We start from the raw sequence: 13,030 nt of genomic DNA, 5'->3' as shown, positions 1-13,030 counted from the left end.
CGGCCTATTCGCTGGCCTTCGCCTTTTCCTGCTCTTCCTTGAGCTTCTTGGCGAAATCCTCGTTGTTCTTGGACACGAAGTCCTGCAGCTTCTTCTGCCGCTCTTCGATATCGGACTGCTGCAGCGGCGGCCCGTCGAAAGCGTCGGTGAAGCCCTGCAGCGATACCTTGATCGGGTTCGGCTTGTTCTGGAAATTCACCGAAGTCAGCGTGAGTTCGCCGCCTTTCTTGAAGGAAGCGACGATCGAGTCGGTCAGCGGCACCTCGGCCACGCAGCGATCCGGCAAGCAGACCGCGTAGTTGACCTTCTGCGCCTTGCCGCCGTCGACCTGAAGGCCCACGCCCGGCGCCATCAGGCGGCCGGTCGGCACCGTCACCTGAAATACGTTGCGGTTCACCTTGCCCTTGATCTCGATCAGGCTGACACCGGTGATGAGCTGGCCGGAATCGGCCAGAACGATGTTCTGCACATTGCAGATATCGACGTCTTCCTGCTTGGAGCAGGCCTTGAACCAGCCGCGCGGAATCTGCGGCTGCTGCTGCGCCTGCTGGGCGAAGGCCGGGATGGCGTTGGCAGCGAGGAAACCCGCCGCCGCGACCGCCAGCACTGCCGTGCGTCTCGCGCTGGTGCGGTTCATCTTCATTCTGTCGTGATCCTTTCGAGTGTTCCGGTTCCGGCTCGTCCCGCGCTACCTGTTCGCCAAATGCGGCGACAGGATGGCTTTGCGCCCCGGACGGCCATTGCGCGTTTCTGCGCCGTGTTACACCGCCGCCGTCCGCGAATCCAGTCATTCGCACCCTTTTCGTGGTGATTTGCCGCGATACGGACATGGAAGGCGGACATGCTAGGGTCGACGCGAATCGATCCCTTGTCATCACGCCGGAACGCCATGAAACGTCTCTTCCATCTGTCGATCGGCCTCGCCGCCGGCCTCGCCGCCGCCGTTCTGCCCGCCGTCGCAGAACCGCGCCATGCCATCGCCATGCACGGCGATCCCGCCCTGCCGGCCGATTTCCAGCATTTTTCCTACGTCGATCCGGACGCGCCCAAGGGCGGCACGGTCAACTATGCGGTGCAGGGCTCGTTCGACAGCCTCAACCCATTCATCATCCAGGGCTCGGCGGCACGCGGCACGCTCGACCTGGAATTCGGCTACAACGTCTTCGAAAGCCTGATGCAGCGCTCCTACGACGAACCGTTCACGCTTTACCCGCTGATCGCCGAATCGGTCGAGACCGACGCCGAGCGCACCTTCGTGGAATTCAGGCTCGACGCGCGGGCGCGGTTTTCAGACGGCGAGCCGGTAACGGCCGACGACGTCATCTTCACCTTCAAGCTGCTGCGCGACAAGGGTTTTCCGCGCTATAAGCGCACCGTCGACAAGATCGCGACAATGGAAAAGCGCGACGAGCGCACAGTGCGTTTCGTCTTCGGCGAAGGCGACCGCGAGCTGCCGCTGATCATCGGCCTGATGCCGGTCCTGCCCGAACACGCCACCGACGCTGACACTTTCGACAAATCGACACTGAAACCGATGATCGGCTCAGGCCCCTACACGATGGGAACGGTCAGACCGGGCGAATTGCTGGTGCTCGACCGCAACCCCGACTACTGGGCCAGGGACATTCCCTCCAAGCGCGGCTTCGACAATTACGACCAGATCCGCATCAATTATTTCCGCGACGACAACGCTCTGTTCGAGGCCTTCAAGAAGGGGCTGATCGACGTCCACGTCGAAAACAACTCCAACCGCTGGACCGGCGAGTACGACTTTCCCGCCGTGACGGAAGGCGACATCGTCAAGGACAGTTTCGACAGCGGCCTGCCGTCGGGCATGTACGGGTTCGTCATGAACACGCGCCGCGATGTCTTCGCCGATCAAAAGCTGAGGGCGGCGCTGGCCGGACTGTTCGATTTCGAATGGGCCAACCGCAATCTGTTTTCCGGCGCCTACAAACGCACCAAAAGCTATTTCGACGGCTCCGAACTGTCGTCCAGCGGCACCCCCGCTACCGATGCCGAAAAGGCGCTGCTCGCCCCCTTCCCCGACGCCGTTCGCCCCGAGATCATGGCGGGCAGCTGGGCGCCGCCGGTATCGGACGGAAGCGGGCGCGACCGCGCCTTCCTGCGCCGCGGCTTCGACGCGCTCAAGGCGGCCGGCTACGCAATGCGCGACGGCACGCTGGTGACCCCCGACGGGGCGCCGGTCACCTTCGAGATCATGCTCAAGGCCAAGGGCGGCCAGGAACTGGCGCTTGCCTGGCAGCGCACGCTCGCCCGGCTGGGCATCAAAGCGGAGCTGCGCTCCGTCGACGCCGCGCAATACCAGCAGCGGCTCTTGACCCATGACTATGACGTCATCCTGCACCGCTACCCCTCCTCGCTGTCGCCCGGCGTCGAGCAGATCGGCCGCTGGGGCTCGGCCTCGCGCGACGCGCAGGGGTCATGGAATTTCGCCGGCGCCGCCGATCCCGCCATCGACGCCATGATCGACGCCCTGCTCAACGCGCGCGAGCGCGACGCCTTCATCGACGCCGTCCGCGCCTATGACCGGGTGCTTTTGAGCGGGTTTTACGTCGTGCCGCTCTACCATCGGAACGACAAATGGGTGGCGCGTTGGAAACGGATCCGCCATCCCGACACCGCACCGCTCTATGGCTACCAGTTGCAAAGCTGGTGGAGCGCCCCAAAATAAGGGCAAACAGGAGACCGTCATGAGCGAACCCCAAACGGTCCAGGTCGACGTCGTCTCCGACGTCGTGTGCCCCTGGTGCTATATCGGAAAGAAACGGCTCGAGCGGGCTTTGCAAGCGGTCGGCGACATTGAGGTCGAACTGCGCTGGCGTCCCTATCAGCTCGACCCGACCATTCCCGCCGAAGGCCACGACCGCAAGGCCTATATGCTGGCCAAGTTCGGCAGCCGCGAAAAGCTGGCCGAGGCCCATGACGCGGTCAAGGCCGCCGGCGCCGACGAAGGCATCGCCTTCGACCTCGGCGCGATCGCCGTCTCTCCCAACACGCTCGACGCCCACAGACTGATTCGTTGGGCCCAGACGGTCGGCGCCGAGGCCCAGACCCGGCTGGTCGGCCTGCTGTTCAAAGCCTATTTCGAGGACGGCAAGGATATCGGCGAGCGCACGGTTCTGATCGAGGCGGCAACCGAGGCCGGCATGGACGCCGCGCTTGCCGAGACCCTGCTTGCCACCGACGCCGACCGCGACGCGGTGCGCAGCGAGATCGACACCGCCCAGAACATGGGGATTCGCGGCGTGCCCTGCTTCCTGATCGAGAATAAATACGCCGTCATGGGCGCGCAGGATCCGGCCACGCTGGCCGACGCGATCCGCCAGGTGGCGGCGATGAAGGCGCGCGGCGAGCTGGAAACCGCGTCATAAGCACACCCGCGTCCGGTTCGGCGCTCAGGCGGCCGCCTTGTCGGCCAGCCGCGACAACTGCGTCATCACCACGGCCGCACCCGCCAGCCGCTTTTCGGCCGTCGGCCAGTCGCGCGACAAAACCACGGAATGGTCGGAGCGGATCTTGGCCAGCGATCCCTGCTCGGCGATGAACCGCACCAGCCCGGCCGGATCGGCGAATTCGTTGTCGCGGAACTGCACGACCACGCCCTTCGGCCCGGCATCGAGCTTGGCCACGTTGGCACGCCGGCACAGCGCCTTGATGTAGACGATCTTCAACAAATGCTGCACCTCGACCGGCAGCGGCCCGAACCGGTCGATCAGCTCGGCCCCGAACGCGTCGATCTCCTCGGTCGTTTCCAGTTCGGCCAGCCGCCGGTAGAGCGCCAGACGAAGCTGCAGATCGGGCACGTAGTCTTCGGGGATCATCACCGCGGTGCCGACCGTGATCTGCGGCGACCAGCCGGTGTCGACCGTCTCGCCAGCGCCGCGCAGTTCGGCCACCGCCTCCTCCAGCATCTGCTGATAGAGCTCGAAGCCGACCTCCTTGATGTGGCCCGACTGCTCCTCGCCCAAAAGATTGCCGGCGCCGCGAATGTCGAGATCGTGGCTGGCGAGCTGGAACCCCGCGCCCAGCGTGTCGAGCGACTGCAGCACTTTCAGCCGCCGGTCGGCATTGGCCGTCAGCGTGCGGTTGGCCGGCAGGGTCAGCAGCGCGTAGGCGCGTACCTTGGAGCGGCCGACCCGGCCGCGCAGCTGGTAGAGCTGGGCCAGTCCGAACATGTCGGCCCGGTGCACAATCAGCGTGTTGGCGGTCGGAATGTCGAGGCCCGATTCCACGATCGTGGTCGACAACAGCACGTCGTACTTGCCGTCGTAAAACGCGTTCATGATGTCGTCGAGCTGGCCGGGAGGCAATTGGCCATGCGCGGTCGCCACCTTCAGTTCCGGCACCGATTCGCGCAGGAAATCAGCGATTTCGGCGAGATCGCTGATCCGCGGCACGACATAAAAACTCTGCCCGCCGCGATAGCGCTCGCGCAGCAGCGTCTCGCGCACCACAAGCGGATCGAAGGGCGAGATGAAGGTGCGCACCGCCATCCGGTCGACCGGCGGCGTGGCGATCAGCGACAGTTCGCGCACCCCCGTCAGCGCGAGCTGCAGCGTGCGCGGGATCGGAGTTGCCGACAGGGTCAGCACATGCACGTCGGATTTCAGGTCCTTGAGCCGCTCCTTGTGCTTGACGCCGAAATGCTGTTCCTCGTCGATGATCAACAGGCCGAGATGCTTGAAATGCACCGACGCGCCGAGCAGCGCATGGGTGCCCACCACGATGTCGACCGTGCCGTCTGCCAACCCCTTCTTGGTCTCGGCAAGCTCCTTGGCGCCGACCAGGCGCGAGGCCTGGCGCAGCCGGATCGGCAGACCGCTGAAACGTTCCGAAAACGTCTTGAAATGCTGGCGCGCCAAAAGCGTGGTCGGCACCACCACGGCGACCTGGAACCCTTCCATGGCCGCCAGGAACGCGGCGCGCAGCGCGACCTCGGTCTTGCCGAAACCGACATCGCCGCACACCAGCCGGTCCATCGGCCGTCCGGCGGCGAGGTCGTCCATCACCGCGTCGATGGCGTTTTGCTGGTCCTCGGTCTCCTCGTAGGGGAAACGGGCGGCGAACTCGCCGTAAAGCCCGTCGGGCGGGCGGACCGCCGGCGCGCCGCGCATCTCGCGCTCGGCAGCGATCCGGATCAACTGGCCGGCCATCTCCAGCAATTTCTTCTTCAGCTTGGCCTTGCGCGCCTGCCAGTTGCCGCCGCCCAGACGGTCGAGCGGCGTGTCGGCCGCGTCCGAGCCGTAGCGCGACAGGAGATCGATATTCTCGACCGGCAGAAACAGCCGGCCGTCGCCGGCATAGTGGATTTCCAGGCAGTCGTGCGGCGCCCCCGCCGCTTCGATCGTCTTCAAACCGACAAAACGGCCGATTCCGTGATCGGCGTGCACGACGATGTCGCCCGACGAGATCGCCGACAATTCGGTGATGAAATCGGCATTGCGCTTGCGTTTCGAGCGACGCACCAGCCGATCGCCGAGAATGTCCTGTTCGCAGACCAGCGCAAACCCCTCAGCCTCGAACCCGGTCTCGATCGGCAGCACCGCCGCTCCCGCCTCGCCGACCGCCAGCCGGTCGGCCTCGGCAAGGTTCTTGACCCGGGTCAGACCGCCGAGCCCGTGCTCGGCCAGGATCTGACCGAGCCGGTCGAGCGAGCCTTCCGTCCAGCCGGCGACCAGCACGCGCCGGCCGGCGCTCCTGAGACCGGCTATATGGCGAACCGCGTGATCGAACACATTGGCCGAGGGATCGGCGCGTTCGGCGGCAAAACTCCGCCCGGCCTTGGAATGGGCGTTGACGATCCGGCGGCCGGCCGATTCGGGCGTGTCGAACGGGGTCAGGTCGCAGACCAGGCGTTCGGCCCCCGCCGCCGCAACCTCCTCGGCCGTCAGATAGAGCAAATCCGGCGGCGCGGGTTTGTAAGGGGTCGAATCGGCGAGCCCGCCGCCGGCGGACTGGCTGCGACGGGCCTCGTAGTGGTCGTCGATCACGCCGCGGCGCTCGGCAAGCGCGTCATGGGCGAGCGCGTCGAACACCACCGGCCCCGCGGGCACGTAATCGAACACCGTTTCCAGCCGGTCGTAGAAATAGGCCAGCCAGTGCTCCATGCCGGCGAAACGCCTGCCTTCGCTGATTGCGGCATAAAGCGCGTCGTCGCGCGAAGGCGCGCCGAAAGCCTCGATATAGGTGCGGCGAAAGCGGCTGATCGCCTCCGGCGTCAGCGTAACCTCGCTCGCCGGCTGCAAGACCATCTCGGCCCGCTGGCTGGTTGTGCGTTGCGTGGCGGGATCGAAAGCGCGAACCGATTCCAGCGTGTCGCCGAAGAAATCGAGCCTGAGCGGCTCGGGCGCGCCGGGGGCGTAGAGATCGACGATGCCGCCGCGCACCGCGTATTCGGCCACGTCGCGCACCGTGCCGACGCGCTCGAAGCCGCTGGTCTGCAGCCGTTCGATCAGCGCCTGCATGTCGACCTGATTGCCGGGCCTGGCCGAAAACAGCTGCGCCTCCAGCATCTCGGCCGGCGGAATGCGTTGCAGGACCGCATTGACGGTGGCCAGGATCACCGCCCGGTGCGGCGCCTTCTTCAGCGCGATCATCGCCGCGAGCGCATCGAGACGGCGCGCGGCCGCGTCCGCGCCCGGCGACACCCGGTCATAGGGCAGGCAGTCCCAGGCCGGCAGCTCCAGCACCGGCAGGTCGGGCGCGGCGAAGGCGAGCGCGTCGCGGATCGCGGGCAGGCGCTGGCCGTCGCGGGCGATGAACAGAAGCGGCCGGTCGGACGCCGCTTCCGAGACGATGCGCGAAAGCACGAAGGCCTCGAAACCGTCGGCGACGCCGGCGACGGTCACCTTGCCGGCATAGTCCGGCTTCAGGCCGAATGTGGGAAGCAACGTCATGGTGTCCGTGTTATCCAAACGGCATGACCCGGCAAAACGCCTGGATCCTGCGAAACAAGTCGGTGTCGTGGGCGGATGGAACCGGCACCTCGCCGGTGAGCCATTTGAACAGCTCCGCATCGGGCACTTCGAGCAGATCCTCGAACAGATCGAGATCCGCCGCCGGCAGCGCGTCCAGCCGCGCATCGGCATAGGTCCCCAGCAAAAGGTCCATCTCGCGCATGCCGCGGTGCCAGGCGCGAAACCGTGCCTTGCGCCGGCGGATGTGGAGTGGTCCGGTGCTTCTCTTCGATCCGCTCATCGCCTGCAATTCCCTTCGCGGGCGCATATATCGTGGAACAATGCCGGTGTCAGCCTTGCGCACGGCCGGCGCCCCCATATTGTTGCCGCATGCGACCGTCCCTGCTCGATCCCCTGTTTGCCTCCGCCACCACGCTCGACGGGGTCGGGGCCAAAATCGCCGGCCTTTTGGAAAAGATCGTGCCGGCCGACCTCGCCGGGCGCGAGCTGCGGGTCGGCGACCTGATTTTCGTTTTGCCGCACACGCTGATCGACCGCCGCAACCGGCCAGGCATCGCGGCCGCACCCGAGGGAGCGATCGTCACCCTCGACCTTCGCGTCGACCGCCACCAGCCTGCCCCGCGCGGCCGCAAAAACGTGCCCTACCGGGTCTTTGCCAGCGACGAGACCGGCGAAATCGCGCTGACCTTCTTCCACGCACGCCAGAACTGGCTCGAACAGATGCTGCCGGTCGGCGAACAGGTCGTCGTCAGCGGCCGCATGGAATGGTTCAACGGCCGCCCGTCAATGGTCCATCCCGACCATATCGTGGCCGCCTCCGAGGCCGCCAGCCTGCCGCTGGTCGAGCCGGTCTATCCGCTGACAGCCGGCCTGTCGCCGCGCTTGCTGCGCCGCGTTGTCGAGCAGGCGCTGGACAAATGTCCCGATCTGCCGGAATGGCTCGACCAGGAATTGATGCGCCGGCAGAGCTTTCCCGCCTTCGCCGCCGCGCTGCGGCGCCTGCACCACCCCGCCGACCCGGTCGACGTGGCGCTCGACAATCCGTCCCGGCGGCGACTTGCCTATGACGAATTTCTCGCCAACCAGCTTTCGCTTGCGCTGGTGCGGGCAAAAATCCGCCGCCTGTCCGGTCGCCCGCTCGCCGGCGACGGCCGGCTGGTCTCGGCGGTGCTGGCCGCCCTGCCCTATGCCCTGACGCGCTCGCAGGACGAGGCGTTCGCCGAGATCGCCGCCGACCTTGCCCGTCCCGAACGCATGCTCAGACTCCTGCAGGGCGATGTCGGCGCCGGCAAAACGGTGGTAGCGCTGCTTGCCATGGCACGCGCGGCCGAGACGGGCGGGCAGTCGGTACTAATGGCGCCGACTGAAATCCTGGCGCGGCAGCATTTCGCCACCATCGCACCGATCGCGGAAAAGGCCGGCCTGCGCGCCGCCATCCTGACCGGACGCGACAAGGGCCGCGAACGCCAGAGAGTGCTCGACGCGATCGCGGACGGTACGGTCGATCTGGTGGTCGGCACCCACGCGCTGTTCCAGGAGGAGGTCAGCTACCGCGAACTGGTGCTGGCGGTGATCGACGAGCAGCACCGCTTCGGCGTGCATCAACGGCTGGCGCTGACGGCCAAGGGCGCGGCGCCCGACATGCTGGTGATGACGGCAACCCCGATCCCGCGCACGCTGGTGTTGACCGCCTTCGGCGACATGGACGTGTCGAGACTGACCGAAAAGCCGGCCGGGCGCCGGCCGATCACCACCGTCACGCTGCCGAGCGAACGACTGCAGGATCTGCTTGGCCGGCTGGATAACGCACTCGCCGAAGGCCAGAAAATCTACTGGATCTGTCCGCTGGTCGAGGAATCCGAGGACGTTGACTTAATGTCCGCGCAAGAGCGCTTCGCCACCTTGCAGCCGCGCTTCGGCGCCGCGCTCGGCCTCGTCCACGGCCGCATGAAAGGAGCCGAGAAAGACGAGGCGATGCGCGCCTTCAAGGCCGGCGAGACGCGCCTGCTGGTCGCCACCACCGTGATCGAGGTCGGGGTCGACGTCCCCGACGCCACCATCATGGTGATCGAGCACGCCGAGCGTTTCGGGCTGGCCCAGCTTCACCAGTTGCGCGGCCGGGTCGGGCGCGGCGACAAGCCGTCGACCTGCGTGCTGCTCTACAAGGGCCCGCTCGGCGAAACGGCCGGCCGGCGGCTGTCGGTCATGCGCGACAGCGAGGACGGCTTCCTGATCGCGGAGGAGGATCTGAAACTACGCGGCGAAGGCGAGCTTTTGGGCACGCGCCAGTCCGGCACGCCCGGTTTCCAGGTCGCTCGCGTGGAAGCGCATGCCGATCTCCTGGAAACCGCGCGCAACGACGCGCGGCTGGTTCTGGAACGCGACCCGCAGCTGACATCGACGCGCGGCGAGGCGCTCAGGCTGCTGCTTTACCTGTTCGGCCGCGACGACGCGATCCGGCTGCTGCGGGCCGGATAGGCCGCTACTCGGCCGCCGGACGTTTCGGCTCGCCGGCGAGCGCGTCATCGGCCAATTGCTGGGTCATCTTCTGGTATTCGGGCGTGACCAGCCCGGCCGAGATCACCAGCTTCGCCGCCTCTTCGACCGACATCGACAATTCGATCAGCTCGGTCTTTGGGACATACATCAAAAACCCGGTCGTCGGATTGGGCGTCGACGGCAGGAACACGGCGATGGTGCGCCCGGCATGCGGCTCGAGCAGATGGTTGACCTCCGATTCGCGCTCGCTGGAGATGAAGACGATCGCCCAGGCACCGCGGCGCGGATATTCGATCAGGCCGACCTTCTTGAACACGTCCGACTGATGCGACAGCACCGTCTCGAAGATCTGCTTCAGGCCGCGATAGATCGAGCGCACGAGCGGCATGCGCCCGAGAAGGTACTCGCCGTAGGACACGATGGTGCGGCCGATGAAATTCGCGGTCAGGAAGCCGATCAGCGTGATCAGGATGATGGCCACGATCAGGCCGAAGCCGGGAACGGCGAACGGCAGATAGCTGTCGGGATTGTAGCGCCCGGGAATATAGGGCTTGACCCAGGAATCGACCCAGCCGATCAGCGACCACGACAGATAGGCGGTGATCGCCAGCGGCGCGCACACGACGAACCCGGTCAGGAAATAGTTGCGCAGGCGGGTCATGCCGCGATGCTTGGTTGTGTCGGACATCGGCTCCAGGAACGCTCTTGGTCAAACGATGCACGATACATAGGGCAACACGACCAAATTATGAAATCGCGGCCGCGCGGCCGCGCGAACCGTCAGAGCGCAGCGGCTTTTGCCCGCACGCCGTCGGCGTAGATTATTCCACCGTCACCGATTTCGCCAGATTGCGCGGCTGATCGACGTCCGTGCCCATGAAGACGGCGGTGAAATAGGCCAGCATCTGGATCGGCAGCGCGTAGACGATCGGCGCGATCATTTCCGGCACGTCGGGCATGACGATCGTTTCCAGCGTCTCGATGCCGGCCCTGGCCGCCCCCTCGGTATCGGTGATCAGGATGATCTTGCCGCCACGCGCGGCGACCTCCTGCATGTTGGACACGGTCTTCTCGAAGATGTGGTCGTGAGGCGCGATCACGATCACCGGCATGTTCTCGTCGATCAGTGCGATCGGCCCGTGCTTCAATTCGCCCGCCGCATAGCCTTCGGCGTGGATATAGGAGATTTCCTTGAGCTTCAGCGCGCCTTCCATGGCGAGCGGATAGTTGGTGTCGCGGCCGAGATAAAGCGCGTGCTTGTAGTGCGAGAGCTCGCGCGCGACCTTTTCGATCTGCCGGTCGAGCTTCAGCACCTGGCTGGCGATCCGTGGCGTTTCCGACAGCGCGCGCACCAGTGCTTTTTCCTCATCCGCCGAAATCGTGCCGCGTTCCTTGGCCGCACGCAGGGCGAGCGAGGCGAGCACCGAGAGCTGGCAGGTGAAGGCCTTGGTCGAGGCGACACCGATTTCCGGGCCGGCGAGCGTGGGAAAGACACAGTCGGATTCGCGCGCCATGGTCGATTCGGCCACGTTGACGATCGCGCCGATGGGAATGCCTTCCTTGCGGCAATAGCGCAGCGAGGCCAGCGTGTCGGCGGTCTCGCCCGACTGGGAGACGAAAAACGCCGCGCTGTTCTTCACCACCGGCATTTCCCGATAGCGGAATTCCGAGGCGATATCGATGTCGACCGGCAGGCGCGCCAGGCGCTCGAACCAATATTTGCCGATCAGACCGGCAAGATAGGCCGTGCCACAGGCCGAGATCGCGATCCGGTCGAGCGTGGCGAAATCGAACGGCAGCGGATCGGCGCGCGTCGTATGGTCGGAAAAATCGACATAATGCGCCAGCGTGTGCGAGATCACCTCGGGCTGCTCGTGGATTTCCTTTTCCATGAAATGGCGGTGATTGCCCTTGTCGACCAGGAAGCGCGTGCCGATCGATTGCTGCTGCGCCCGCTCGATGCGCTGGCCGTTCATGTCGTAGATTTCCATCCCGCCGCGGCGCAGCACGACCCAGTCGCCATCTTCCAGATAGGTCACGATATTGGTGAAGGGGGCGAGCGCGATCGCGTCGGAGCCCAGATACATCTCGCCGTCGCCGTGGCCTATCGCCAGCGGCGGACCGCTGCGCGCACCCACGATCAGGTCCTCGTCGCCGCGAAACAGGATGGCGAGCGCGAAGGCGCCTTCCAGGCGCTTCAACGCGGCAAAGGCCGCGTCGACGGGACCCGCCCCGCGGCCCATCTCACGCGAGATCAGATGCGCGACCACCTCGGTATCGGTCTGCGAAGCAAAATTGTAGCCGTCGGCCTGCAATTCCGCCCGGATTTCGGCGAAATTCTCGATGATTCCGTTATGGACGATGGCGACATCGTTGGAAAAATGCGGGTGGGCGTTGGTTTCGTTGGGCACGCCATGCGTGGCCCAGCGCGTATGGCCGATGCCGATCGTGCCGTCGAGCGGACTTTCGGCGATGCGCTGTTCGAGATTGACCAGCTTGCCCTCGGCGCGGCGTCGGTCGAGGTGGCCGTCCTGGATCGTGGCGACGCCGGCCGAATCGTATCCGCGATATTCAAGGCGTTTGAGCGCATCCACGATAAGCGGTGCGACCGGCGCGCGGCCGACGATTCCAACGATTCCACACATAGGCGATCAAGTCCCCGCGTTGTTTCCCACCTTCGGTGATCGACGATTTAGGTGCTTCCGAGGCAAAGCGGAAGTAAAAAGACTTTTCAGTCAATGACAGTGGCCAAAAAAGGCTATGGGTAAACGGTTCTACGAACGGCCGGTCCAGTCAGCGCATCGACTGGCGGGCCGCGCCCAGCAACGTCTCGATGCCCAGCGCCATATAAACATGCTCGCTGCCGAGCGCGAACAGGCCGTAGCCCATCGCCGCAAAGCGCCCGCACAGCGCCGGATCGACCACGTAGATGCCGGCCATCTTGCCGGCCCGCGCCGCGCGCGCCGCGATGTCGGCGATCGCCTCCATCATCGCATCGAGGCCGGGATCGATCGCCGCGCCTTCGCTCCAGGCGATGGAAAAATCGGACGGACCGACGAACACGCCGTCAATGCCCGGCACGGCGAGAATGTCGTCGAGCGCGGCCAGCGCCTCGCGGGTCTCGATCATGGCGAAGGCGGTGGTGGCGCGGTTCTGCGAGCGCAGCCAGTCCTGCGCGCCGGCCGGACCGCGACGCGGCATGGCGAAGGTCGGGCCCCAGGAGCGCCGCCCGACCGGCGGATAGTTCATCGCCTCGGCAAAGCGACGGGCGTCCTCGACGGAATTGACCATCGGCGCGATGACCGCCTCCGCGCCGAAGTCGAGCGCACGGCTGGCCATGTCGAAGCGTCCAACCGGGATACGCACGATCGCGTGCCGGCCTGCCGCCAGCACCGGCGCGATCGAGCGCACGACGCTGTCTTCGTGATGGCCGCCATGCTGCATATCGAGTGTGACGGCATCGAACCCCTGCCCGGCAACGATTTCCACGGTCAGGGCGTCGGGAACCGACGACCAGGCCGTAAACAGTTTTTCGCCCCCTGCGAGGCGTTCGGCAAGGCTCGTCGACATGCTTTCCCCCCGGCTTTTCA

The 13,030-nt window shown here is 65.7% G+C and carries 9 protein-coding genes; 3 read left to right on the top strand and 6 right to left on the bottom strand.

The window, feature by feature from the left end:
* Positions 1 to 4 precede the first annotated feature (4 nt).
* Positions 5 to 643: an invasion associated locus B family protein gene (locus C7T96_RS00960; protein ID WP_106569307.1), complete on the bottom strand. Its 639-nt coding sequence runs from the start codon at positions 641 to 643 to the stop codon at positions 5 to 7.
* Positions 644 to 889: 246 nt separating this feature from the next.
* Between C7T96_RS00960 and C7T96_RS00955 the strand changes: the two genes are divergently transcribed.
* Entirely contained in the window at positions 890 to 2,695 is a 1,806-nt protein-coding gene (locus tag C7T96_RS00955; protein WP_106569306.1) for an extracellular solute-binding protein, read from the top strand.
* A gap of 19 nt (positions 2,696 to 2,714) precedes the next feature.
* Positions 2,715 to 3,395: a DsbA family oxidoreductase gene (locus C7T96_RS00950; protein WP_106569305.1), complete on the top strand. Its 681-nt coding sequence runs from the start codon at positions 2,715 to 2,717 to the stop codon at positions 3,393 to 3,395.
* Positions 3,396 to 3,419: 24 nt separating this feature from the next.
* Here C7T96_RS00950 and mfd read toward each other — a convergent pair whose 3' ends face one another.
* Complete coding sequence (gene mfd, locus C7T96_RS00945) at positions 3,420 to 6,920, bottom strand: transcription-repair coupling factor (protein ID WP_106569304.1); 3,501 nt, start codon at positions 6,918 to 6,920, stop codon at positions 3,420 to 3,422.
* Positions 6,921 to 6,930: 10 nt separating this feature from the next.
* Positions 6,931 to 7,221 (bottom strand): succinate dehydrogenase assembly factor 2, encoded by a 291-nt coding sequence (locus C7T96_RS00940; RefSeq protein WP_106569927.1) that lies wholly within the window; start codon positions 7,219 to 7,221, stop codon positions 6,931 to 6,933.
* Between the two features lie 89 nt (positions 7,222 to 7,310).
* On the opposite strand from C7T96_RS00940, the gene recG reads away from it, so the two are divergent.
* Positions 7,311 to 9,419 (top strand): ATP-dependent DNA helicase RecG, encoded by a 2,109-nt coding sequence (gene recG, locus C7T96_RS00935; RefSeq protein WP_106569303.1) that lies wholly within the window; start codon positions 7,311 to 7,313, stop codon positions 9,417 to 9,419.
* A gap of 4 nt (positions 9,420 to 9,423) precedes the next feature.
* Here recG and C7T96_RS00930 read toward each other — a convergent pair whose 3' ends face one another.
* From C7T96_RS00930 to C7T96_RS00920, 3 genes are all read right to left on the bottom strand, one after another.
* On the bottom strand, positions 9,424 to 10,128 hold the full coding sequence (locus C7T96_RS00930) for a DUF502 domain-containing protein (RefSeq protein ID WP_164749832.1): 705 nt from the start codon (positions 10,126 to 10,128) through the stop codon (positions 9,424 to 9,426).
* 133 nt (positions 10,129 to 10,261) lie between these two features.
* Positions 10,262 to 12,085, bottom strand: a complete 1,824-nt coding sequence (gene glmS, locus C7T96_RS00925) for a glutamine--fructose-6-phosphate transaminase (isomerizing) (RefSeq protein WP_106569302.1) — start codon at positions 12,083 to 12,085, stop codon at positions 10,262 to 10,264.
* Between the two features lie 148 nt (positions 12,086 to 12,233).
* Positions 12,234 to 13,010: an aldolase/citrate lyase family protein gene (locus C7T96_RS00920; RefSeq protein ID WP_106569301.1), complete on the bottom strand. Its 777-nt coding sequence runs from the start codon at positions 13,008 to 13,010 to the stop codon at positions 12,234 to 12,236.
* Positions 13,011 to 13,030: the final 20 nt, after the last annotated feature.

The organism is Nitratireductor sp. StC3, from assembly GCF_003015025.1.
Classification (GTDB): Bacteria; Pseudomonadota; Alphaproteobacteria; order Rhizobiales; family Rhizobiaceae; genus Mangrovimarina; species Mangrovimarina alexandrii.
This window is presented reverse-complemented; position numbering and strand designations above follow the sequence as displayed.